Origin of the sequence: Pseudomyxococcus flavus (genome assembly GCF_050038885.1) — a bacterium.
GTDB classification, from domain to species: Bacteria; Myxococcota; Myxococcia; order Myxococcales; family Myxococcaceae; genus Myxococcus; species Myxococcus flavus.
Genome location: NZ_CP143624.1, coordinates 140,252 through 163,471, shown reverse-complemented (window position 1 = coordinate 163,471; position 23,220 = coordinate 140,252). Strand labels below are relative to the sequence as shown.

15 protein-coding genes are annotated in these 23,220 nt (G+C 70.3%); 8 read left to right on the top strand and 7 right to left on the bottom strand.

Annotated features, from left to right (window positions below; translation table 11 throughout):
• Positions 1-7: 7 nt before the first annotated feature.
• Positions 8-2,272, top strand: a complete 2,265-nt coding sequence (locus tag VZL07_RS00680; RefSeq protein ID WP_426753361.1) for a molybdopterin cofactor-binding domain-containing protein — start codon at positions 8-10, stop codon at positions 2,270-2,272.
• A 69-nt stretch (positions 2,273-2,341) separates the two neighbouring features.
• Here the strand turns inward: VZL07_RS00680 and VZL07_RS00675 are convergent, their stop codons facing one another.
• Positions 2,342-3,337, bottom strand: coding sequence for a hypothetical protein (locus VZL07_RS00675; protein WP_426753359.1), 996 nt, complete (start codon positions 3,335-3,337; stop codon positions 2,342-2,344).
• Between the two features lie 210 nt (positions 3,338-3,547).
• Here VZL07_RS00675 and VZL07_RS00670 point away from each other — a divergent pair, with 210 nt between their 5' ends.
• On the top strand, positions 3,548-4,048 hold the full coding sequence (locus VZL07_RS00670; protein WP_426753357.1) for a flavin reductase family protein: 501 nt from the start codon (positions 3,548-3,550) through the stop codon (positions 4,046-4,048).
• Positions 4,049-4,073: 25 nt separating this feature from the next.
• Positions 4,074-4,655: a superoxide dismutase gene (locus VZL07_RS00665; RefSeq protein WP_426753355.1), complete on the top strand. Its 582-nt coding sequence runs from the start codon at positions 4,074-4,076 to the stop codon at positions 4,653-4,655.
• A gap of 31 nt (positions 4,656-4,686) precedes the next feature.
• Here VZL07_RS00665 and VZL07_RS00660 read toward each other — a convergent pair whose 3' ends face one another.
• The 4 genes from VZL07_RS00660 to VZL07_RS00645 form a co-directional block, all read right to left on the bottom strand.
• Positions 4,687-6,981 carry an AAA family ATPase gene (locus VZL07_RS00660; RefSeq protein WP_426753353.1) on the bottom strand — a complete coding sequence of 765 codons (2,295 nt, stop codon included), beginning with the start codon at positions 6,979-6,981 and terminating at the stop codon, positions 4,687-4,689.
• A 1-nt stretch (position 6,982) separates the two neighbouring features.
• On the bottom strand, positions 6,983-10,396 hold the full coding sequence (locus VZL07_RS00655) for an AAA family ATPase (RefSeq protein WP_426753351.1): 3,414 nt from the start codon (positions 10,394-10,396) through the stop codon (positions 6,983-6,985).
• Between the two features lie 4 nt (positions 10,397-10,400).
• On the bottom strand, positions 10,401-13,823 hold the full coding sequence (locus VZL07_RS00650) for an AAA family ATPase (RefSeq protein ID WP_426753349.1): 3,423 nt from the start codon (positions 13,821-13,823) through the stop codon (positions 10,401-10,403).
• A gap of 107 nt (positions 13,824-13,930) precedes the next feature.
• Complete coding sequence (locus VZL07_RS00645; protein ID WP_426753347.1) at positions 13,931-16,522, bottom strand: LamG domain-containing protein; 2,592 nt, start codon at positions 16,520-16,522, stop codon at positions 13,931-13,933.
• 285 nt (positions 16,523-16,807) lie between these two features.
• Between VZL07_RS00645 and VZL07_RS00640 the strand changes: the two genes are divergently transcribed.
• From VZL07_RS00640 to VZL07_RS00620, 5 genes are all read left to right on the top strand, one after another.
• Positions 16,808-17,854 (top strand): sulfate ABC transporter substrate-binding protein, encoded by a 1,047-nt coding sequence (locus tag VZL07_RS00640; protein WP_426753346.1) that lies wholly within the window; start codon positions 16,808-16,810, stop codon positions 17,852-17,854.
• 11 nt (positions 17,855-17,865) lie between these two features.
• On the top strand, positions 17,866-18,708 hold the full coding sequence (cysT, locus tag VZL07_RS00635) for a sulfate ABC transporter permease subunit CysT (protein WP_426753344.1): 843 nt from the start codon (positions 17,866-17,868) through the stop codon (positions 18,706-18,708).
• Positions 18,709-18,713: 5 nt separating this feature from the next.
• Positions 18,714-19,562: a sulfate ABC transporter permease subunit CysW gene (gene cysW, locus VZL07_RS00630; protein ID WP_426753342.1), complete on the top strand. Its 849-nt coding sequence runs from the start codon at positions 18,714-18,716 to the stop codon at positions 19,560-19,562.
• Complete coding sequence (locus VZL07_RS00625; protein ID WP_426753340.1) at positions 19,559-20,626, top strand: sulfate/molybdate ABC transporter ATP-binding protein; 1,068 nt, start codon at positions 19,559-19,561, stop codon at positions 20,624-20,626. Before cysW ends, VZL07_RS00625 begins: the two co-directional genes overlap by 4 nt.
• 93 nt (positions 20,627-20,719) lie before the next feature.
• Entirely contained in the window at positions 20,720-22,084 is a 1,365-nt protein-coding gene (locus VZL07_RS00620) for a glycoside hydrolase family 16 protein (RefSeq protein WP_426753338.1), read from the top strand.
• 22 nt (positions 22,085-22,106) lie between these two features.
• Here the strand turns inward: VZL07_RS00620 and VZL07_RS00615 are convergent, their stop codons facing one another.
• Together VZL07_RS00615 and VZL07_RS00610 are read right to left on the bottom strand one after the other, a co-directional pair.
• Positions 22,107-22,664 carry a peroxiredoxin family protein gene (locus tag VZL07_RS00615; RefSeq protein WP_426753336.1) on the bottom strand — a complete coding sequence of 186 codons (558 nt, stop codon included), beginning with the start codon at positions 22,662-22,664 and terminating at the stop codon, positions 22,107-22,109.
• Positions 22,665-22,721: 57 nt separating this feature from the next.
• Positions 22,722-23,087: an HPF/RaiA family ribosome-associated protein gene (locus tag VZL07_RS00610; RefSeq protein ID WP_426753334.1), complete on the bottom strand. Its 366-nt coding sequence runs from the start codon at positions 23,085-23,087 to the stop codon at positions 22,722-22,724.
• Between the last annotated feature and the right edge of the window lie 133 nt (positions 23,088-23,220).

Below are 23,220 nucleotides of genomic sequence, written 5' to 3'. Positions count from 1 at the left end.
GGACGCCATGACGAAGCTGCTCACGTTGATTAGCCGGCGCTCCTTTCTCGAAGGCCTGAACCTGTCCGTGGGCGGGCTCGCCCTGGGCGTCTTCTCCGGCGGCGCGGCCGTGGCGGCGGCGGGCGCGTCCAATACGGCGAAGAGTGCTCCGGGGCTGAACCCGAACGTGTTCGTCCACGTGGCGCCGGACGGTGGCGTCACCATCGTCTGTGCGCGCTCGGAAATGGGGCAGGGCATTCGCAGCTCGCTGCCAGTGCTCATCGCAGACGAGATGGGCGCGGACATGGCGCGCGTGACGGTGGTCCAGGCCGACGGCGACAAGGTCTACGGCGACCAGAACACGGACGGCTCCAGCAGCGTCCGCGGCGTCTATGACGACATCCGCCGCATGGGCGCCACCGCGCGGGAGATGCTGGTGGCCGCTGCCGCCCGCCGCTGGAAGGTGAAGCCGGAGGCGTGCGAGGCCCGGGACCACGCGGTGTTCCTCCGCGACGGCAAGCGCTCGCTGGGCTTCGGGGAGCTGGTGGCCGACGCGGCGAAGCTGAAGGTCCCGAAGGCAGCGGACGTGAAGCTGCGGCCCAAGAACGAGCTGCGGCTGGTGGGCCGGCAGATGCCGCTGCTGGACGGCCCGGCCTATGTCACGGGCACCGCGGTGTTCGGCGCCGACATCCGCCTTCCTGGCATGCTCATCGCCGTGGTGGCGCGTCCGCCCGTGGTGGGGGGCAAGGTGGTCCGCTTCGATGCCACCCGCGCGCTCGCCGTGCCCGGCGTGAAGAAGGTCCTCGAGCTGCCCGCGCCCAAGGCGCCCTACACGTTCCAGTTCTGGGGCGGCGTCGCGGTGCTCGCGGAGAACACCTGGGCGGCGATGCGTGGGCGCGAGGCCCTGGACATCACCTGGGAGGACGGTCCGAACGCGTCCTACGACTCGACCACTTATCGTGAGCAGCTGACGGCGTCGATTCGCGCGCCGGGCACGGTGGCGCGCAACGTCGGTGACATCGACGCGGCGCTGGCCTCCGCGGCCCGGGTCTTCGAGGCCGAGTACCACGTGCCGCACCAGCCCCACGTGCCCATGGAGCCCCCCGTGGCCCTGGCGCGGGTGGAGGATGGGACGTGCGAGGTCTGGGCGCCCACCCAGCACCCGCAGGCCGCGCGCAGCGTGGCGGCGGCGACGGCGGGGCTGCCCGAGGAGAAGGTCCAGGTCCACGTGACGTTCCTGGGCGGCGGCTTCGGCCGCAAGTCCAAGGCGGACTTCATCGCCGAGGTGGTGTGGCTCGCGAAGGAGGCGGGCGTGCCGGTGCGCGTGCAGTGGACGCGCGAGGACGACCTCCGGCACGACTACTACCACTCCGTCAGCGCGCAGCAGCTCACCGCGGGCCTGGACGCGTCGGGCAAGGTCATCGCGTGGCGGCACCGCACGGCGTTCCCGCCCATCGCCTCCACCTTCGGAGAGGTGACGCGGCCCAGCCCGGCGGACCTGCAGCAGGGCGTGCTCGATCTGGCGCTCTCGGTGCCCAACGTCCGGGCGGAGACCTGCGAGGCGCCTCCCCACGTGCGCATCGGGTGGCTGCGGTCCGTCTACAACATCTTCCACGCCTTCTCCGTGAACTCGTTCGTGGACGAGCTGGCGCACCTGCGCGGCACGGACCCGCGCGACATGCTCCTGGAGGTGCTGGGGCCGCCGCGCGTGGCCACGCTGAAGGAGCTGGGCATCTCCTCGCTCCGGAACTACGGCGCGTCAGTGGAGGACCACCCGGTGGACGCGGGGCGCCTGCGCGGTGTCATCGAGCGGGTGACGGAGATTTCCGGCTGGAACGAGCGCAAGAAGAATGGCCGGGCGCTCGGGCTCGCGGCGCACCGCAGCTTCCTCAGCTACGTGGCGGTGGTGGCCTCGGTGGTGAAGGACGACAAGGGGCGGATTCGCGTCGACGAGGCGTGGGTGGCGGTGGACGCCGGAACGATTCTCAACCCGGACCGCGTGCGCTCGCAGATGGAGGGCTCGATCATCTTCGGCATGAGCATCGCGTTGCATGGCGCCGTCACCATGAAGGGCGGCGTGACGGAGCAGTCGAACTTCCGCGACCTCAAGCTGGTCCGCATCGGCGAGGCGCCGCGGAAGATTCACGTCGACATCATCCCCAGCGAGCTGCCGTCCGGCGGCATTGGCGAGCCGGGAGTTCCGCCCGTGGCGCCGGCCATCGCCAACGCCGTCTTCGCCCTCACCGGGACGCGCATCCGCGAGCTGCCGATTTCCCGCACGCTCGACGTCTGAGTGGCGCGGGGGGGCCCTGACCTCACCCGGTGCCTGGCTTCGTCAGTCCAGGCACCGGGAGGCCTCGCATCAGATTTCGTGCGCGGTCTGTTCGTAGACGACGACCTTGAACGACTGCGGGAAGAGGATGACGTTCAGGGTGCGCCAGTTGTCTCCGTTGGGGCCCGTGGAGAACTCACGGAAGTACTGCTTCACCTGCACGTTCTCCGTGCCAGCGCCGTAGGTGGCGAGGATGGCCGGGTGCAGCGGGCGGAACTGCCAGTACATGTCCGTCTCCAACTGCGCGTAGGTCATCACCTCCGGAGCCGGGTCATTGCGATAGCCGCGGTACTGGCCCTGGGCGAGGATGGCCGCGGCCGCCGCGTCCAGCGTCGTCTCGCCTGCATAGGGCCACGCGAAGTCATACGCCGTCAGGTACGAGACGTTGTCCTCGCGCACGGTGTTGGCCGTGTCGAGCGCGGCCTGGAGGTCCACGGTGATGGGGCGCGGGAGCAGTGTGAGCGCGTGGCCCGTCGGCGCTGGCTGCGGGTTGGAGACGCACGTCCCGCCAGCGCAGTCGACCTGGAGGCGGAACTGCTTGCCCGCGCCGTTCGTGAAGCCGACCACGGCCAGGTACTCGCCGCCCTGCGGCAGCGTCACCAGGCCCACCTTGCTGAGCTGGCCATAACCGGAGTCATCGTCCTGGGCGAGCACGGTGGTGCCGTAGCTGCCATTGGCGTCCCTGGGCCCATAGAGGAACAGGCCCGTGTCCAGGTACATGGAGCTGCCCAGGTGGGTGACCTCGAGCTTGAGCTGCGAACCCGCCTGCACCTGGACGCGGTAGCCGTAATAGCCCGGCATGGAGGGCGTGCCGTCCTGCTGCGAGCCGCCCACCGCCACCGTGCCGATGTGCATCATGCTGTCCGCGACGTTGCCACCGGGCGGGACTGCGGGCGCGGTGATGAGGGACTGCGCGCTGCCTCCCAGGGCCTCCTCCGCGCTGGTGGCGTCAGGTGCTCCACCGCAGGCACTCAGCAGGCCCACCGGCATCATCCACAACAGCGCTCCCTTCAGGCTCCGACGCATTCGTGACGACCTCGTGTTGAAGGTGGAGGCGCGTGGTGCTTCCGCGCGCCTCCACTCTGGGTGTGGGTCGCCCCTATGCCATGGAGTAACGTTGAATTCATGTAAACTCGGTGTTGGTGGGTAGTTCAGACCCCTGTCATCACACCAACATCCCGCCAACCCATTGGCAGGTGTGATGACAGGTGGGCGGCGCACCGGTATCCAGTGCGCATGACGCAGAGCTCGCCAGAAGGAGTGGACGCGCGCGGCTTCCGGGATGCGATGGCCCGATGGGCCAGCGGTGTGGCCGTGGTGGCCGTCCGGGACGCGGAGGGGCTCCGGGCGACGACGGTGAGCTCGTTCAGCTCGCTGTCACTGGAGCCGCCGCTGGTGGTGGTGGCGCTCTCGCAGGCGTCGCGCACGCTGCCTCGGGTGGAGGCCTCCGGCGGCTTCACGCTCAGCATCCTGTCGGCCGCCCAACGTTCCGTCTCCGTGCAGTGCGCCCGGGGCGAGCTCGATGCACAGCTCTTCGACGACAACGCCTTCGTGCGGGACAGCCTGGTGGGGCTGTCATGCGTGGTGCAGGGCCTGCACCGTCACGGTGACCACACGCTGATTGTCGGCCGGGTCACACGCCTTCACGAGGGACGTCCGCAGGAGCCCCTACTTTATTGGGAGCGCGGATATCGAACCGTGACCTCGCTGCCGCCGTCTGATACCGATTGCGCCTGACCTCTCACTCCGAAAGGAAACGACCATGCCGTTCACGCTGCCTGATCTGCCGTACGCGAAGAATGCCCTCGAGCCGCACATGAGCGCGGAGACGCTTGAGTTCCACCACGACAAGCACCACGCCGCCTACGTCAACAACCTGAACAAGCTCCTGGACGGCAAGCCGGAGGCGAACAAGTCGCTGGAGGAGGTCATCCTCAGCAGCGACGGTGGCGTGTTCAACAACGCCGCGCAGGTGTGGAACCACACCTTCTTCTGGCAGTGCATGAAGTCCGGCGGCGGTGGCAAGCCGACGGGCGAGCTCGCGGCGGCCATCGACCGTGACTTCGGCTCGTTCGACAAGTTCAAGGAGGAGTTCTCCAACGCCGCGGCCACGCAGTTCGGCTCCGGCTGGGCCTGGCTGGTGCTGGACAACGGCAAGCTCAAGGTCACCAAGACGGGCAACGCCGACCTGCCGATGAAGCACGGCCAGAAGGCCCTGCTGACGCTCGATGTGTGGGAGCACGCCTATTACATCGACTTCCGGAACGCGCGCCCCAAGTTCATCGAGACGTTCCTCAACCACCTCGTGAACTGGGACTTCGTGGCCCAGAACTTCAAGGGCTAGTCCGGCGGCCCCTGGCCCAGGGGCTCGGCAATCATCCGAGGCCGCTCAGCTCAATCCGCCCCTCCGCCCCCACGCGGAGCACCACCTCGAGGGGAGCGTTGGAGGCCTGAGCCGCCAGCCACTGCGCCAGGGGCGCCACCACGTGCTGCTCCACGGCACGTTTGAGGGGCCTCGCTCCGTAGCGCGCGTCGAAGCCGATGCGCGCCAGGTGCTTCACGACGTCCCCACCGAACGTCACCTTCACGCCCCGGCGGCGGAGTCCCTCGCGTGAGAGGGCACCCGCCAGCGTGCGCCGGGCGAGGGCCTCGATGACGTCCGGCGTGAGCGCGCGGTAGGGCACCACCCGGTCCAGCCGGTTCAGCAGCTCGGGCCGGAAGAAGGCGGTGGCGGCGCCCCGGTAGTGCGCGTCGTGTTCCTGGGCGCCGGGCTCCCCGAAGCCCAGGGAGCGTCCCGCGCTGTCCGCGCCCAGGTTGCTGGTGATCAGCACCACGGTGTTGCGAAAGCTGACGGTGCGGCCCGTGCCATCCGTGAGGCGGCCCTCTCCCAGCACCTGCAACATCAGGTCATGGACGCCCGCGTCCGCCTTCTCCACCTCGTCCAGCAGCACCACGCCGAAGGGCTGCTCGCGGACGCGCCGCGCCAGGCTGCCTTGCTGGCCTCCCGTTTCGCCCACCAGCCGCGTGGCGCTTCCGGGCGCGGCGTACTCGGCCATGTCGAAGCGCGCCAGCCGGGCCACGTCGCCGAACAGGTACTCCGCCAGGGCGAGCGCCGACTCCGTCTTCCCCACGCCGGTGGGGCCGAGCAGCAGGAAGGCGCCCAGCGGGCGCGAGGGGTCCGCGAGGCCCGTCTTCAGGGTGACGACCAGGTTGCGCAGGAGCAGGGTGGCCTCGTCCTGGCCCACGACGCGCTCACGGAAGCGGCGCAGCAGGGCGTCGGGGTCCAGGCGGATGGCGGGGTCCACCAGCTCGCGCGGGTAGCCGGTGCGGGTGCAGAAGGCGCGCGTCACCGCAGTGGCGTCCACCTCCGCTGCCGCGTTCGGCTCCGTGCTGGCGGCGCGGAGCAGGGACACGGCGCCGCCGGGCGGGGGCCCGTCGCCGAATCGCTGCGTCAGCTCGCTGGCGCGGTTCAGGGCTTCTGGCGTGAAGCGCACCTTGCGCGCCCGGCCCACGCGCAGCGAGGCCGCCTGGAGCGCGGCGCGCGCGGCATGGGGCGCGAGGGGCGCCACCATGATGTGCCGCAGCGCCTGCAGGAAGGCGGAGTGGGTCCGCTCCGCGCGCGCCACGTCCTCGGGCCTGGCCTCCAGGACGAGCGAAATCTCGCCGCTCTCCAGCGCGGGCAGGAGGTGCCGCGCCACGTCCAGGCCGGTGTCTCCCCCGCCCAGCGACAACAGCTCCGACAGGCTGTCCAGGTGCAGCACGGCCCGGCGGACGCGCAGGGCCTCTATCATGTGTTGCACGCGCTCCTGCCACTGCCCCAGGTAGCGCATGCCGGCCATGATGCGGCCTCCCGACGCGCTGTAGACCTCCAGGCCATGGAGCGGCGTCCCCGCGCTGGCGGCCTCCGCGCGATGCACCAGCTCGTGGACCAGCGCCGTCTTGCCCACGGACGAAGGGCCCACCAGGAGCACGCTGGCGCGAGCGCGCGAGGTGACGGTCTCCGCGAGCCGGGTGACTTCCGAGTCCCGTTCCCATGCCCGCTCCAGCAACCCGGCGCGGGCTTCCTCGTTGAGGCACCGGCTGGCTTCCGCGAGGCCCGGCGGAGGGGGCTTGCGTCGGGAGGGCTTGTCGGCCGCCGTGGCGCGGGCGCGCGGCGTGTCCCGGAAGCTGACGGGGACCGACAGGGTCTCCACCATCTCCTCGCCGACGTAGGCCAGCGCGTGCAGGCGATCCAGCGGCGCGAGGTACAGCTCGTGGCGGACCAGCTCCTCGACGAAGGGCTCCAGGTCCGCCACGTCGTGCAGCGTGCCCTGGACGTCCACGCGGGGGACCCATACCCGCAGGGCCTTGCGCGCCGGGGCGTCCTTGCGCTGAGCAGGGGCCTTCTGGCCGTGCGTGAGCACCGTGAGGCGCAAGGGGACGGAGAGCATCCGGCCATGCTCGAGCGCGCGCACGGTGAGCATCATCTTCCGCTGGCGCAGGTCGCTCCAGTGCGTCTCCTCGTCCCAGAGCTCGCCTCGCTTGAGGAGCCGTCCCACCACCGCCGCGATGTCGAGCCTCGCGGCGGACAGCGTCGGAGCGAAGGACGCCAGGTGCGGGTGCGTGAGGACGTGGGCTGCCACGCCCAGGCCCGGGTAGGTGCGCACGAAGAGGTGGACGTTCTTTTCCATGTCAGTCGTGTCCCTGCGCCATCTCCCGGAGCACCCGCGCGGCCCAGGCGAGCGCCTCCACGGGGCGGCAACCGCTGGCGACGTGCGTGAGCTCGGTCGTGTCGTGGTGCCGTCCGGCGGTGACGCCCTCGCGGCCCCTCAGGATGACGTGGCTGGACATGGCCACTGACGCCTCGCCGCTCCGGCGGACCTCGCGTGCCTCCGCGCGCGCCGCGTCATGAACGGCCACCACGCGTGGCACGTCGTCCATGTCCCTCACGTCTCCGACCAGGTGCTCCAGACGGACCAGGACCTGGCGCGGCGCATCGCCATGATGGACGAGGTCCACCAGTGCATCGCCTCGCAGCGGTGCCAGGACCTCGCGCAGGCCCATGGCCGACATCTGCACGACGACGCGTCGCAGCTCCAGGTCGTCGGAGCGTTCGTCTCCGTGGCGGAACCACTCCAAGCGCCCGTCGGCGTGGACGCCTTCCAGGTAGAACGTCGTCTCCGCAAGTGACGTGGGCAGGGAGCAGGCGACGGTCCACATCGCGGACGGCGTGGCATCCCCGAGCCCTTCCACGAGCACGGTTACGACGTCGGCCCCGCGCGTGCGGCTCGCGAGCTGGTGCTCGGCCCAGGTCACTTCATCTCGGAGGGCCAGCACCCGGGGACGTGCACGGCGGAGCTGCTCCTCTGGCGAGACAGGCAGGGGGCGCTCTTCGTAGCCGGTGCGCAGGCGCAGGCCCAGATGGCCGATGTGGTTGGAGTGCGACGTCAGGATGCGCTTCGGGTTGGACCCAGGCGACCGGGCGTCCTGGAAGTCGCGCGACACCAGCGCGTCCTCCTGGATGTCGGCGGCCTCGACCACCAGCCGGTGCAGCCGCTCGGTCAGCTCCCGTGCTTCGGGCGAGGTGTCGGCACCCAAGTGGCGCAAAGACTCCGCCGTCATCAACCCGTCCAGCCGCGTGGTGGTCTCCCTCAGCAGTTCGGAGATGCGCGCCAGGGTCCAGGTGGTGGCGGGCGGCTCGTGTGTCCAGGTGGGCGCGTTGACCAGCAGCTCCACGGACAGCCGCATGTCGTTGCCGTCACGGAGCAGCTCCACGCGCGCCAGGTCATCTGCGCCTCGCTTCACCAGGAGGTGGGCCAGGGGCAGCGTGAGACGCTTCTCCAGCGCGCGCTTGAGAGGCCGGGCGCCGTAGCGCGGGTCGTAAGCCTCCTCCACCAACAGGTCCAGCAGGCGCGGCTCGACCTCCACGAACACGTTCCCCTGGCGGATGCCATGGCGCGACAGCAGGGATTCGAGCGCGTGGTCCACCACCACGCGCAGCGCGGCGGGCGTCAGTGGACGGAAGGGCACCACCCGGTCCAGCCGGTTGAAGAACTCCGGTCGGAACCAGGCGCGCACGGCGGAGAGATAGTGGGCTTCCGCGCTGTCCGCGGTGCGGTGGAAGCTGGTGTGCGTGGCCGCTTCGCGCACGCCGAGGTTGCTCGTGAGCACGACGACGGACTGCCGCGCGTCCACGGTGCGCCCGGCGCCGTCCGTCAGCCGCCCCTCGCCCAGGAACTGGAGGAGGGCATCGAAGACGCGGGGATGCGCCTTCTCCACCTCGTCGAACAGCACCACGCAGAAGGGCTGCGTGCGCAGCGCGGTGGTCAGCTCACCGTCCGGCGCGCCAGGGTGGCCCAGCAACCGGGTGATGCTGGCCGGCGTGACGAACTCCGACATGTCGAAGCGGACCAGCCGCTGCTCCCCGCCGAAGAGCGTCCGCGCGAGCGCCTTCGCCGTCTCCGTCTTTCCGACACCGGTGGGGCCCACGAAGAGGTACGTGGCCAGGGGCTTGTCTGCGGGCTGGAGCGCGGACTGCAACGTGATGATGGCGTCCACCACGGCCGCCACGGCCTCGGGCTGTCCCGCCACCTGCCGCTCCAGCTCCCACGTCAGGGCCTCACGCGTCTTCGGCTGGGCGCTGCCCAGGATGAAGTCCGGCAGGCCGGTCTGCTCTCGCATCGCGGCGGTGACGTCCCCCACGGTGAAGCGCCGCGTGCCCGACTGCAGGGAGCCTTCGCGAGCGACGACCCGGCGCAGCAGGCGGACCGCCTTGCCAGGAAACGCCTCGTGCGACACGAAGCGCTGCTGCAAGGTCAGCAGGGTCTCCAGCGCCAGCGGGGACAGCCGGATGGTGCCGTTCGCGCCTTCGGCCTCCAGCTCTCGCAGGGTGCCGAGCAGCGCGGGCAGCGTGGCGCGAGCGTCCAGGGCAGGCACATGGATGACCCGGAAGAGCGAGGCGAGCGTGGGGGCTTCCTCCCGCACACGCTCGAAGCGCTCCGGCGTGGACTCCGCGAGCACCGTCAGCTCGCCCCGGGCCATGTGCGGCTCCAGGAACTGCGCGACGTTGGTGCGCTCGTTGCGCGTGCGTCCCGCGTAGACGAGCGAGGCAAGGTCGTCCACGTAGAGGAGGTCGCCGACCTCGGTCAGCTCCTTCACCACGCCTCGTGCTCGGGCCTCCCACTGCCCCACGTACATCATTCCCGCGATGAACTGATTGCCGTCCACGCGCCACACATCGCGGCGCGTGCCCGCGGCGTCCTGCCGGGCCGTGAGGCGGCGCACGGCTTCATGAATCAGCGCTGTCTTTCCTGCTCCGGGCGGACCCACGAGCACCAGCGCGGAGCCCTCGCGTCCTTCGAGCGCCTCCACCAGCTCGCGCACCAGGGCCTCGCGGCCGAAGCAGCGCTCCAGCGTGTCGTCCCGGGCACCATGGCTCAGGTTGCGCGCCACGGCCCGCAGCTCCACCAGCGAAAGCCGGCGGCGATTGCGGCGCTGCTCCCGCTGCTCGGGCGTTTCGGGTGCGGGGTCTTCCTGGGGCTTGCCCTTCGCCCGACGGCGCTTGGGGGGCTGTGGCGGACGCGGCGGCGTACGCGGGAGGACGGAGGGCGCGTAGGCGTCCACCTCCAGGAGCTCCAGGTGCTCCCGGCCCTGGGCCCAATGGGCATCCAGGGACTCCAGGCCGTGCTCCAGGCACCAGGCCACCAGCCGTCGCGCGAGCGCCTGGGAAAGGTCGGAGGGCTGGCTCAGCGCGAAGCGCGCCGCGGGGAGCCGGGTGGGGGTGACAATCCAGAAGTCGTCACGGGGCCACTTCTCCAGCAGCACGGACATGCTGCCTTCGAGCGCGACACGCCGGTTCTTCTCCCGGTCCTTGCCTTCCGTGTCGACGGCGACGTGCTTCAAGGCGAAGTGGGGGGGCAGCTGGTACTGCGCCACGCGAGAGGGAGACTCACGCTCGAAGCGCTCCATGACGGCGAGCGCGAGCTCGTCTCGAAGTGTGGAGAGGCTGGGCCCCACCTTGTGCACGAGCGGGAAGAAGGCGGGCACCCACGCCTCCACGAGCCGGCCGCTGAGCGGAGCCACCACCAGGGGGAGCTTCAGGTCCATGTCGTCAGTCCTCGTCCCGGGTGTTGAAGACGCGCCACTGCATCCAGGGCTCCAGCAGGGGCCCCAGGTCAGGGCCCGCCGGACCGAAGCGCTGCTGCACCCCGGTGCGGAGGTCCGTCAACGCCCCCTCGCCGGAGCCGCTGCCTGACAGGCGTACCTGGCGGACCTCGTTCTTCGGCAATTGCCGCTGCAGTGTCTCCAGGTGGAGGAGGTCGGACAGCGGGTGGGGCTGCGGCACGAAGTACGCGTGCACCATCGAAACCTGACTGCCCTCGATGAAGCGGTGCATGCCGTGCTCACCGGCGAGCAGCAGGGACGCCGTGTCTCCCTTGACCTGAAGCGAGTAGGCGACCGGCTGTATCTCGAGCTTGTCGAAGTCCTCTGAATCCGCCCAGCGCCACTGGGGCGGCGGGGGCCTGCGTGAGGCCTTCTCTCCGGCCTTGCGCGTGGGGATGGCGAGCAGCCCGCGCTTCTTCACCAGGGAGTTGGCTTCGGCCCAGGCCTCGTAGGCCTTGGCGAGCACGCGCAGCTGTTTCCACGCGCCGCGGCCCGGCACCAGGTAGACAGTCACACCGCGCGACAATGGGAAGAGGGAGGCGTAGATGCGTTCCCGGATGCGCGCGAAGGCCGCCTTCACCTGGCGCACCTCGCGGTTCAGGGACTCCGCCTGTCCCACGGTCCTGGACAGGTGGGCCTCGAAGAGCAGGTCCTCGATGGCCTCCGCCTGCTGGGCGCACTCCCGGAGGGCCTTGTCCAGCTCCCGAGCGTCCGACGACTTGCGCGAACCCTCTTCGGCGAGGGCGCGCTCCTCCCAGTAGGCGCGCTGCCGGGAGACCTTGTCGAAGAGGACGAGCTCCCGGCGCAGGACGCGCATGGGCACGCAGCGGCTCCAGCGCTGGACCTCCGCGCGCAGGGTGGCCGCCCCCTCCAGGACACGCTCGATGGCCTCCCGGCCCACGCCCTCCGCGGCGCCGCCCACGGCCTCGGCTCGCAGGTCGAGGCCGCCCACTCCCGCGTCCACCGTGAGGCTCGCCGGGCCCATGCGCGGGTGCGCCGCGAGCCAGTCGGCCACGGGGACCACCAGGTCCCGCTCCACCGCTCGCTTCAAGGGCCGGGCGCCATACCGCGCATCGAAGCCGCGCTGGGCCAGCCAGTCCTGCGCGGCGGGGGTGACCTCCAGCACGGCGTCATGGAGCGAGAGCCCCGGCCTGCGGCAGACGGCATCCACCTCGCGCACCACCAGCCGGCGCAGCAGCGGCGCGGACAGGGGCGAGAAGACGACCACGTCATCCAGCCGGTTGAACAACTCCGGACGGAAGAAGCGCTGCACCTCGGAGAGGTAGTGCGTACGCAGGGCGGCCATGTCGGGCGCACCCCCCGAGGCATCGAAGCCCACGCGGGCCCGCAGCGTATCCGCGCCCAGGTTGCTGGTGAGGACGATGAGGGCGTTGCGGAAGTCCGTGAAGCGGCCGGAGGCATCGGTGAGGCGGCCTTCGCCCAGCACGCCCAGCAGCGCGTCGTGCACGGCGGGGTGGGCCTTCTCCACCTCGTCCAGCAGCACCACGCAGAAGGGCTGACGCCGCACAGCCGCGGTGAGGTAGCCCTGCGTCTCGCCGTCGCCCATCAAGCGCAGCAGGGCATCCGGACCGGCGTACTCACCCATGTCCAGGCGGACCATGCGCTCCTTGGCGCCGAAGAGCAGCTCCGCCAGGGCCTTGGACAGCTCCGTCTTGCCCACGCCCGTGGGGCCAACGAAGAGCAGCACGCCCAGCGGGCGGCGCACGTCGGACAGCCCGGCCTTGAGCACGGAGACCACCGCCGCCGCGCGCTCGACGGCGGCGTCCTGGCCCAGGACGCGGGTCGACAGGAAGGTACGCACCTGCGCCGCGGTCAGGGGCTGGTCGTCTCGGAGCAGGTGCTCGGGGATGCCCGATTCGGCCGCGAACTGGCGGATGGCCTCCAACCGGGTGACGCGCGGGAGCGAGGCTTGCGCGCAGGAGGCCAGCAGCCGTCGGACGAAGGCCACGGCGTTGCCCACCTGGGCGCCGTAGGGCAGGAAGCGACGGCAGAGGAAGCGCGCCTCCTCGAGCGCCTCCGCGCTCACCTGCAGCGCGGCGTCCGCGGCTTCGTCTTCCGCCACCCTGGCGAGGATGCGGCCGAGCGCATCCGGCGCGGGCTCAGTGACGCGCACCACCGAGAAGAGCCGGGCGAAGCTGGTGTTGCGGCGCTCGACCTGGGCCCAGGCCTCCTCCGTGGCCTCGGCCATGACAGCCACCTCTCGTGCCGCGAGCAGCGGCAGCAGCAGCTGGGCCACGTTCTGGTCGCTGTGCGCGCTCTTGCCCGCGTCCAGCAGCTCCACCGCGTGCCCCAGGGACAGCAGCGCCCGGGCCTCGGTGGCCTCGCGGAAGGCACGCAGCACCTGCTGCTGCCAGTCTCCATGGAAGCCCTCACCCGCGATGAGCCGGCTCCCATCGAGGAAGTAGAAGGGACGGGCCCGCTCCGCCTCGGTAGCGGTGGGGGCCCGCAGCGCCTGGGCGAGCGCGTGGAGCACCGACGTCTTGCCCACGCCCGGGGGCCCTACCAGCACCACCGCCTCGGCGTCCTTGGCCGCGAGCCGGTTCCGGAGTTGAGCCACCAGCGAGTCCTGCTCGTAGGCCGCGTCGAGCTGCCCTTCCTGCGCGAGGCGATGCCAGGGCACACCGACGCTGTCCAGCGTGGGCGTGGGCGGCGGCTTCGCAGGCTGCGCCCCCGGACCGCGATGGTGCGCGCGGCGGCGCGGCTCCCAGGTGTCCAGGTCCGGGGCGTCTTCGTCCGCGTCCTCGTCCTCGTTATCGTCTGCGTCGTCCAGGGCGTCGGCATCCAGCTCTGGCGGCGCGTCCGGGGGGCGCGGCGGTGGCCGGATGTCCCGGTGCAGCTCGCGGGGCGTGAGGGCCGCGAGCGCCACGGGCGTGGCTCGCACTTCGATTTCCAGCAGGGACTCGGGGCCATCCGGACGCAGCGCGAGGCGCTCCGCGTCGGACATCCCCTCCAGGCGCTCGCCCAGGAGCTCCGGCGCCTCGGCGGGCAGCGCCTTGGCCTGGAACCAGTGGTGCGTGTCGAGCCGGGGCGCGTGAACCCCCAGGAACGCGTGCAGCGTGGGCGCCACCACGGTGGACAGGGTCAGCGGTGCGAGGTGGTTCTCCTCCGCGCCCCAGACGGGAATCGCGGGCACCACCACCGTCTCGAGCGTGCCCCCGGCGGGCGCGATGAACTCCGGCACGCGGCGGGGATGGATGCGGGAGAGCTGGTCGTCGAGCGCGAGCGTCAGCTCCTCGGTGGCGGCCTCCAGCGAGTCCGCGTGCACCGCCAGGCGGCGCAGGGCCAGCGGCGTGAGCGTCACCCGGCCGCTGACGTGCCGCTGCAACCAGCATTGAAAACGGAAGTTCATGGCTGAGGGCTCAGACGGAAACGGTGCCGTGCGTGACGGCATGAGCCCTCGGGAGCTGACCGGCCCCGCGCAGGAGGCGGGGCCGGCCTCACAGCCCGTCCAATGTCTCAGGGCTTGAAGCGCCAGGGTACCGTCGCGGACGGGTGGAAGCAGTGCACCTCCGCCGTCGTGCTCGAGGGCAACTCCTGGACGATGCCCGCGCCGTAGCCGCGCTGCTGGCACCACGCGCTGAACTCCAGCCGGGCCGCGGCGGACGTCAGGTTGCCCGACGTGGACGCGGGGCCCAGCTGCGTCCGGGGGACGTTCTGGATGAGGCCCGAGTTGAAGCAGGCCACCCAGGGGCGCGTGGTGAGCTCGAAGAACTGGCCCGACGTCCAACCCCGCTCCCGGCACCAGCGCCTCGATGCCGCGCTGCATGCGGTGGACTGTGCTGCCCGGTCATCCGTGCAGCCGTTGTGCTTGCGCGCGAGTTCCTCGAAGGTGACGGCCAGGCTCTCGTGCTGGATGGGGCCACACGCCACGTTCACCGTGTTGGCATCCGCGCTCGCGGGCACGCCCATGAGTGAAATGGGCGGACGGTTGCCGACGAGTTGCTGAATCGTCTCCAGGATGTTCCGGGTGTTGTCGAGCGCGTGGATGGCTCCGCGCTGCGCGCAGACGCGGTGCATGGACACCGTGCACGCCGTGGAGCCGAGGGCCGCCTGCCCGTTGCAGTCCGGGTGCTGCTGACTCATTCCGAACTGACCCTCGGTGGGATCTCCCTGGATGGCCGCCTCCTTGCAGCTGGCGCCGTGCGAGGACATGCAGACGGTCCGGTTCGAGCGCGCGTTGCTGAACAGCCGGACCTCGTCGATGGCGCCCCGGAAGGAGCCCTCGCCATTGGCGGGACAGGTCTGCGTGTCCAGCGTGACGCCCGCGCCCACGGACAGCGTGCCCGTGCCCAGGCGCAGGGTGCCCGGGGCGACCGGGAGCGCGCGGCCCGTGGACACGCCGTTGATGTACTCGTGGAAGGCGCCGGTGACGCCATCCCACGTATAGGCCAGGTGCGTCCAGGCGCCGCGGGGGAGGGCGGGGCTCCGGCCCAGGCGCACGCGCTGGCCGTTGATGACGAACGAGGCCTGGACAGTGTCGTTGGACTCATAGATGAGGTCCAGCGCGCCCGGCTTCTGCAGCAGGTAGCGATAGGGATTGCCGGTGCAGCCCTGGTTGATGCTCGCGTCCGGGCGGACGGCGAGCTGCACCGAGAAGCCGCGCGCGAGCCCGCCCACGCCGGGAATCGTGCCGCTGGGGTCGGTGAGGTTCACCGTGAGGGCGCCGCCTCCGGGAAGCACCAGGGCCTTGCCCTTGCCGTGGGGCTCCCAGAGCGAACCGGAGGGCGGCTGCGTCGTCGCGTTGCCCGCGGAGATGCTCGCGGTGCCGGTGAGCGAGCCGGTGAAGAAGTGGCCCGAGAGGTCCGGCGTGCGCGTCAGGTCATAGCCGCCACCGCGCGTGACCAGCTCGTTCATGGGCAGGAAGAGCACCTGGAAGGGACTGGTCAAGTCACCGACGTCGACCTCGTTGTAGTCCTTGGTGTTGCTGCCGAAGAGCGCGAAGACGTCGTGCGTCTTGGTGGCGGGCAGGTAGTGATTCTCGTTGCTCGAACCCGGCGGGAAGTTCTGCGTGGGGTGACGCTCCTGCTCCAGGTTCCACATGGGGCTGGAGTAGAAGAGGTGTGGGATGTCGCTGCGGTCCGTGTTGATGGCGCCGTCGATGTGATACGCGGTGTGGTTCGTGTCCGCGCCAATCAGGCTGACGGCCTCGCGGCGAGCGCCGTCGGTGAAGCGTACTGCGGTGTAGAGGACGTTGCGCCCCTCGTGGTCCACCCACGCATAGGCACCGCGGATGAGGGTGGACGCAGACACGGTGTTGCCGAACGCCTCGCCGGTGGCGGCCTTCAGCGGCTGCCAGGCCAGGGGGTAGCGCTTGAGGTCCGGGTTCGGGTCATTGAACATCATCGACAGCGGGCGCGGGTCGCTCCAGCCCGAGGCCGCGCACGGCGTCGGGTTGTACGAGTACATGAGGTAGTCGATGGTGCCGTTGTTCTGGGGGCCGCCCTGATAGATGAAGAGGCGTCCATCGGACGTCATCGACGGTTCGATGCCCCGGATGCTGGCGCCGCTGACGGTGGTGAGGGGCTCGATGTTGCCGGTGGTGAACGACGAGACGTCCGCCTGCGCGGTGAACGGCTGCGAGACGCGCACGTCGATGGGCCGGCGGCGGAAGACGTTGGGCCCGTTGTACATCCGCGAGTCGAAGACGTAGGGCGTGTAGACCGCCTGGCCACCGGACATCGTGTAGGGCACCGCGGGGTTGGGAAAGCAGAAGGTCAGCGCGTTCTCGCCGTTGCGCACGAAGGTGCTGCGGCCGGGAGAGAAGGTGCCCGCGAAGCTGGGCTTGCCCTCACTGTCGTAGGTGAGGGCTTCCGGGCGGAACACCCGCGCCTGCCAGGTCGTCTGGTCGTTGGCGTGGTCCTCCCGCACGTTGCCGATGAAGATGCGGCCGTCCACCGTGGAGGCGTGGCCGTTGGCGCCGTAGACGTTGGTGATGCGGGTGTTCACGAGCGAGGGGCGCTCGGCAGCCTCGGCGCTCGCAGACAGCAGGGGAAATGACAGCAGCGGCGCCGCGAGCAGCGCGACCGCGTGGTGGGGACGTGGAGGCATGAGGTTCCTGGGGAGGAGAGGGGAAGTCTAGATATTCCAGTATTTCCTTGAGGTCGCATAGGACCCCGCCCCTCGCGTTGACAACGCCGGGTCTCCCGGGCATCGTGGTGGGGCCCATGACGTGTTCGACCCACCTGACGTGTTGCTGCTGTCCGGCATCCGCGGTGGGCGTCCGTCCGCCAGTGGCCTGAGCGCCCTGGTCGTGCTGTCCGGAAAGCCCACTGCCCGCGAGGGAGTGGGCTTTTGGCTTTCTCGCGTGGCCTTGTTTCACCCCCGAGGTCCCGTATGGAAAGTCGTGCGCGCCCGAGCGCCAGGAACTGGGTTCCGCTGGCCCTGCTGCTGTCCTTCGCGGGCTGTTCGCGGTCCTCGGGCGAGGTGCATCCTGACGGGAGCGCCACGCTGCTCAACGTCTCGTATGACCCGACCCGCGAGCTCTACGAGGACCTCAACGCCGCCTTCGCGCGGCACTGGGCGGACACACACGGTCAGCGGGTGTTCATCCGGCAGTCACACGGTGGCTCTGGCAAGCAGGCCCGCTCCGTCATCGAGGGGCTGACGGCGGACGTCGTCACGCTGGCGCTCGCGTACGACGTGGACATGCTGCACGCGAAGGCGCAGCTCCTCCCGGTGGACTGGCAGACGCGGCTGCCGCACAACAGCGCGCCCTACACGTCAACCATCGTCTTCGTGGTGCGCAAGGGCAACCCGAAGGGCATTCACGACTGGGACGACCTCGTGCGTGAGGGCGTCACCGTCATCACCCCCAACCCGAAGACGTCGGGCGGCGCGCGATGGAACTACCTGGCCGCCTGGGGGCAGGCGCTGAAGAGGCAGGGCGGAAGCGAGGCGCGCGCGCAGGCGTATGTGGAGAAGCTCTACCGCAACGTGCCCGTGCTGGACTCGGGCGCGCGGGGGGCCACCACCACCTTCGCCGAGCGGGGCCTGGGGGATGTGCTGCTCGCCTGGGAGAATGAGGCCTACCTCCTCACGCGCGAGGTGGGGCAGTCGGAGTTCGAGGTGGTGGTGCCTCCGGTGAGCATCCTCGCCGAGCCACCCGTCGCCGTGGTGGACCACAACGTGGACCGCAAGGGCACGCGCGCCGTGGCGGAGGCATACCTGCGGTTCCTCTACACGGACGAGGGCCAGGCGATTGCGGCCCGGCACCACTTCCGGCCGCGCTCGGAAGCGGTGGCCGCGAAGCACGCGGCGGACTTCCCCCAGGTGAAGCGCCTCACGCTCGCCGAGGTCGCCGGTGATTGGGCGCGCGCTCAGGCCACGCACTTCGCTGACGGCGGCGTCTTCGACCGCATCTACGCCCCCCAGGCGAACTGAGGACGCGCGCCATGTCCCGTCCTTCCCAACACCGGGTGCTCCCGGGGTTCCGGCTGTCGCTGGGCTACACCTGGTTCTATCTGGGGCTCATCGTCCTCATTCCGCTCTCCAGCCTCTTCCTGCGGACGTTCTCCCTGAGCTGGGACGCGTTCTGGAGCACGGTGACGACATCGCGCGCGCTCGCCGCGTACCGGCTCAGCTTCGGGGCCTCGTTGGCCGCGGCCCTGGCCAACGTCGTCTTCGGCCTGCTGGTGGCCTGGGTGCTGGTGCGCTACCGCTTCCCGGGCCGCGACGTGCTGGAGTCCCTGGTGGACCTGCCCTTCGCGCTGCCCACCGCGGTGGCCGGGCTCACGCTCACGACGCTCTTCTCCGCCAAGGGCTGGTACGGCCAGCACCTGGAGGTGCTGGGCATCAAGGTGGCCTACACGTCCGTGGGCGTGGCCGTGGCGCTGACCTTCATCGGGCTGCCCTTCGTGGTGCGCACCGTGCAGCCCGTGCTGGAGGACATTGACGTGGACGTGGAGGAGGCCGCCGCCACGCTGGGCGCCACACCCTGGCAGACGTTCCGGCGCGTCCTCTTCCCGGCCATCCTCCCGGCGTTGCTCAGCGGCTTCACGCTGGCCTTCGCCCGGGCGCTGGGAGAGTACGGCTCCGTCGTCTTCATCTCCGGCAACATGCCGCTGCGCACCGAAATCGTGCCGCTGCTCATCATCACCCGCCTGGAGCAGTACGACTACGAGGGGGCCACGGCCATCGCCATCGTCATGCTGATGGCGTCGTTCTCGTTGCTGCTGGCCGTCAACCTGCTCCATCGCTGGAGCCACCGCCGGCTGGAAGCCCGTCCCGGAGCGTGAGCGCCATGCACCCGTCCACCCTCGTCCTGCGCCGCCGGTCGCGCAGCCTCAGTGGCCCGGCCTTTGTCCGCTGGGGGCTCATCGGCGCGGCGCTGCTGCTGCTCGGCGTGTTCCTCGTCATTCCGCTGGTGGCTGTCTTCACCTTCGCCTTCCAGAAGGGCTGGCAGGCCTACGTCGCCTCACTGACGAATCCGGCGTCGCTGGCGGCCATGCGACTGACGCTCCTGGCCGCGGCCATCGCCGTACCGCTCAACCTCGTCTTCGGGCTGGCGGCCTCGTGGCTCATCGCGCGGTACCAGTTCCGCGGGCGCTCGCTGCTGATGACGCTCATTGACCTGCCCTTCAGCGTGTCACCCGTCATCGCGGGCCTCATCTTCGTGCTGCTCTTCGGCCGGCAGGGCTGGCTCGGCGCGTGGCTGCTGGACCATGACCTCCGCGTCATCTTCGCCGTGCCCGGCATCGTGCTGGCCACCGTGTTCGTCACCTTTCCCTTCGTCGCACGGGAAGTCCTTCCAGTGATGGAGGCGCAGGGCAGCGACGAGGAGGAAGCCGCGCTGACGCTGGGCGCGAGCGGCTGGCGCACCTTCCTGCGCGTGACGCTGCCCAAGGTGAAGTGGGGCGTGCTCTACGGCGTCATCCTCTGCAACGCGCGCGCGATGGGCGAGTTCGGCGCCGTGTCGGTGGTGTCCGGCCACGTGCGCGGCGTGACGACCACGCTGCCGCTGCACGCGGAGATTCTCTACAACGAGTACGACCTGGCTGGCGCCTTCGCCGTGGCGTCACTGCTGACGCTGCTCGCACTCGTGACCCTGGTGGTGAAGAAGTTCGTGGAGTGGAGGAGTCAGCCGTCATGAGCATCGTCGTCGAGCAGCTCGCCCGCCGGTTCAGCCCGGGCGGCAGTCCCGCCGTCTCGGAGGTGTCCTTCCACGCGCCCGCGGGCGCCATCACCTCGCTCCTGGGACCTTCCGGCGCGGGCAAGTCCACGCTGCTGCGGCTCATCGCGGGGCTGGAGATTCCGGACGAGGGCCGTGTCCTCATCGACGGCGTGGACTGCACCACGATGCCCGTGCAGCAGCGGGGCGTGGGCGTCGTGTTCCAGAGCTACGCCCTCTTCAAGCACATGACGGTGCGGCAGAACGTGGCCTTCGGTCTGGAAATCCGGCGTGTGCCCAGGCCGGAGCGCGAGGCGCGCGTGGAGGAGATGCTCCGCATGGTGCAGCTGGAGCACCTGGGCGGTCGTTTCCCCGGGCAGCTCTCCGGCGGGCAGCGGCAGCGCGTGGCCTTCGCGCGCGCGCTGGCCATCCGTCCCCGGGTGCTCCTGCTGGACGAGCCCTTCGGCGCCCTGGACACGCGCGTGCGCGAGGAGCTGCGCGAATGGCTGCATGCCCTGCATGAGCAGACGCGGCTGACGACGCTGCTGGTCACCCACGACCAGCAGGAAGCCCTGGAGATTTCCCAGCACGTGGTGGTGATGAAGGAGGGCAGGGTGGCCCAGGCCGGCTCACCCGCGGACATCTATGACAGGCCGGCCTCGCCCTTCGTCGCGTCCTTCATCGGCGGCGCCAGCGTGCTGCGCGGCCACGTCCAGGCGGGGAGGGCGGACATGGGGGCGCTGACGGTGGAAGCGCCGGCCGCCGCCCGCGAGGGCGAGCGCGTGCAGGCCTTCGTCCGTCCGCATGACATCAAGCTGGCCCGGTCGCTCTCGGACGCGGCCAGCGCCTCCACCGCCATGGGACGGGTCGAGCGGCTCAAGCCCGTGGGGGGCTACGTGAAGGTGTTCCTCCGGCTGCCCACCGGAGACGAGGTGACGGTGGAGGTGCCTCGCTCGGAGTTCGATGCGCTCGGCGTGGTCGAAGGGGACTCGGTGCGCGCGGACGTACGGACCGCCACCGTCTTCGTGGGGGACTACTCCATCTGATGCAACTGTCTTGAAAATCCAACATTTCAGCTAAAGCGGTTTATGCGCTCCGGGAGGACGGCTATGTCCGGGGGGAACCCCCTGGAGCGAGACATGCACAGACGACACGCGTTGCGTTCGATGGTGTTGGCCGCGAGCAGCCTGGCGGTGCTTGGTGGTTGTTCTCCCGAAGCGGAGCTGTCCGAAGGCGAGTCCCTTCCCCTGGTGAGCCAGGAGCAGGGCGAACGGGCCTACGATCCGGGGCCGGGCTGGAACCTGGCGTGGCAGGACGACTTCACGGGCAACAGTCTCAATGCCAATCACTGGACGGTGCTGACGAGCAACTTCGACCCCGTCACCGGCAACTGCAACTTTGGCACGGGCGAGCTGGAGTACCCCCGCGCGCAGAACGTCACCGTCACCGGTGGCAAGCTCATCCTCACCGCGCAGCGGACGGCGGACGCGCCCTATGACTCGCGCTGCGCGGGGTACGGGCCGCGTTCATACTACTCGGGCCGCATCCACTCGAAGGGCAAGGTGGAGCGCCGCTACGGCAAGCTGGTGGCGAGCATCAAGGTGCCTTCCGGTTACGGCATGTGGCCTGCCTTCTGGACGCTGGGCGCGAACATCTCCAACGTTGGATGGCCCCGGAGCGGTGAAATCGACATCCTGGAGTGGCACTCCAACGAGGCCTCGTGGATGAAGTCCGCCGCGCACTGGTTCGCCAATGGCGCTCAGCAGAGCTGGGGCACGGGCGCGAACCGCGGCTACAGCATCGCGGATGGTTTCCACACGTACGAGGTGGAGTGGACCGCGAACCAGATGATCTTCCGGCTGGACGGCCAGATTCAGGGGAACGTGTTCTCCCACAACGAGCCCGCCTTCCAGCAGAACCACTACATCCTCCTGAACCTCGCCCTGGGCGGGAACTGGTACGGCCACCCGCACCCGGACGCGATTGCGCTGCCCTGGGGCCAGACGAAGACGATGGAGGTGGAGTGGGTGCGCTGGTACGATCAGGGCAGCGCCCAGCCCACGGCGCTCACCAACCCCAGCTTCGAGAACGGCATGACGGGCTGGGCCACCTGGAGCCCCAATGGCACCGAGGCCGCGGACTTCAGCGAGACGTACAACGGCGCCCACGCGGGCGCCTACCACCTGACGCACTGGACCAACGGGACGCCCTTCGAGGTGTGGACGTACCAGCAGAAGTCCGGCTTGCCGGCGGGCAACTACCGGGTCCGTGCCTGGGTGCGGAAGAGCGGGGCCTTTGACCTCGCGCGCCTCCAGGCGAAGACGTGCGGCGAGTGCGCGCCCGTCTTCACCAACCTGGGGAACCATGGCGACTGGACGCTGGTGGAGACGCCGGCCATCTCCGTGACGGGCGGCTACCTGGAGCTGGGCTTCCACACGCGCGCCACGACGGGGAACGCCGCGAACTTCATCCACATGGATTCCGTGGAGCTCATCCGCCTCTAGGAGGCGACGCGCGCGGGCCGGGCTACAGCATCAACCGCCAGGACAGTCCAGCGAGGGTGGTGTAGCCCACCGCGGCCCGCTCGACGCGGCCCTCGGGGGAAACGAAGAACACTGTGGGGAAGCTGTTGACGCGCCAGGCCGACTGGACCGTGTCGTCCCCCAGCAGCACCGGGTAGTCCACGTCGTGCTCCTGGACGAAGCGACGCACGGCCGCTTCGTCGTCGTAGGCCACGGCGACGGACACCACGTGGGCGGAGTCCCCCGCCAGCTTTCGCAGCTGAGAGAGGTTGGCGGACTCCATCCCGCAGACGCCGCACCAGGGCGCCCAGAAGGCCACCACCACCGGCTTGCCTCGCAGCGCGTCCAATCGCACGGTGTCGCCGGCCAGCGTGCTCAGGGTGAAATCGGGCGCGGGCGTTCCCCCGCCGGGAAGGTTGCGGGCCTGCCACGCCGCCACCGCCGCGAAGAGCAGGGCGAAGACCGCGAGGTCCACCCCCCAGCGCACCCACCACCGGCCGCGGCCCTTCGCCCAGGTGGACTTCAGCCGCGCGAGCGCGCCGGGACTGCCTTGCATGTGCATCCTCCTGCTTCGAGCCCGCGACGGCCGCCCGGGCTGGGCGGCCGTGCCGGCGTCACATCATGTCAGGGCAGCGGCCTCGTCGGGCTGCCAGGCCGCGTCACGCAGCCGGGTGCTGTCCTGCCGCTGCGCGCGGCCCACCGCCCGGGTGACGGCATTGCTGGCGCGCTCCAGCGTCCGGTCGATGGCCGCCAGGAGGTTCGCATCCGCGGACTCGATGGCCAGCTCCCGTCCGTGCTCCAGGCGCAGCGCCACGCGGCAGACCTGGTCCACGCCGCCCTTGGGGCCGTTGGCGTCCTCCAAGCGCACCACGACTTCCTTCACCCTGTCCGACAGCCGGTCCAGGGCGAAGCGCACGCGGCGCTCCGTGTAGGTTCGAAGGGTCTCCGTGAGGGGGATGTTCCGTGCTCGGATTTCAACGCGCATCCACGACGCTCCTTCTGGGGCCCACCATGAGCCCTCCCCCTATCTCTGTCGTCGTGACGCTTTTGCCGCAAATAGGAAAAGCCCCCGTGTGTGCTTCGGAAAACCGAAGTGACACGGGGGCCTCGGAGCGCCA

Excerpts from the sequence above, each read along its gene's own strand:
- VZL07_RS00625 (WP_426753340.1), top strand. The coding sequence starts at position 19,559 with ATGAGCATCGTCGTCGAGCAGCTCGCCCGCCGGTTCAGCCCGGGCGGC.
- cysT (WP_426753344.1), top strand. The coding sequence starts at position 17,866 with ATGTCCCGTCCTTCCCAACACCGGGTGCTCCCGGGGTTCCGGCTGTCG.
- cysW (WP_426753342.1), top strand. The coding sequence starts at position 18,714 with ATGCACCCGTCCACCCTCGTCCTGCGCCGCCGGTCGCGCAGCCTCAGT.
- VZL07_RS00615 (WP_426753336.1), bottom strand. The coding sequence starts at position 22,664 with ATGCACATGCAAGGCAGTCCCGGCGCGCTCGCGCGGCTGAAGTCCACC.
- VZL07_RS00640 (WP_426753346.1), top strand. The coding sequence starts at position 16,808 with ATGGAAAGTCGTGCGCGCCCGAGCGCCAGGAACTGGGTTCCGCTGGCC.
- VZL07_RS00675 (WP_426753359.1), bottom strand. The coding sequence starts at position 3,337 with ATGCGTCGGAGCCTGAAGGGAGCGCTGTTGTGGATGATGCCGGTGGGC.
- VZL07_RS00650 (WP_426753349.1), bottom strand. The coding sequence starts at position 13,823 with ATGAACTTCCGTTTTCAATGCTGGTTGCAGCGGCACGTCAGCGGCCGG.
- VZL07_RS00645 (WP_426753347.1), bottom strand. The coding sequence starts at position 16,522 with ATGCCTCCACGTCCCCACCACGCGGTCGCGCTGCTCGCGGCGCCGCTG.
- VZL07_RS00665 (WP_426753355.1), top strand. The coding sequence starts at position 4,074 with ATGCCGTTCACGCTGCCTGATCTGCCGTACGCGAAGAATGCCCTCGAG.
- VZL07_RS00620 (WP_426753338.1), top strand. The coding sequence starts at position 20,720 with ATGCACAGACGACACGCGTTGCGTTCGATGGTGTTGGCCGCGAGCAGC.
- VZL07_RS00680 (WP_426753361.1), top strand. The coding sequence starts at position 8 with ATGACGAAGCTGCTCACGTTGATTAGCCGGCGCTCCTTTCTCGAAGGC.
- VZL07_RS00670 (WP_426753357.1), top strand. The coding sequence starts at position 3,548 with ATGACGCAGAGCTCGCCAGAAGGAGTGGACGCGCGCGGCTTCCGGGAT.
- VZL07_RS00660 (WP_426753353.1), bottom strand. The coding sequence starts at position 6,981 with ATGGAAAAGAACGTCCACCTCTTCGTGCGCACCTACCCGGGCCTGGGC.
- VZL07_RS00610 (WP_426753334.1), bottom strand. The coding sequence starts at position 23,087 with ATGCGCGTTGAAATCCGAGCACGGAACATCCCCCTCACGGAGACCCTT.
- VZL07_RS00655 (WP_426753351.1), bottom strand. The coding sequence starts at position 10,396 with ATGGACCTGAAGCTCCCCCTGGTGGTGGCTCCGCTCAGCGGCCGGCTC.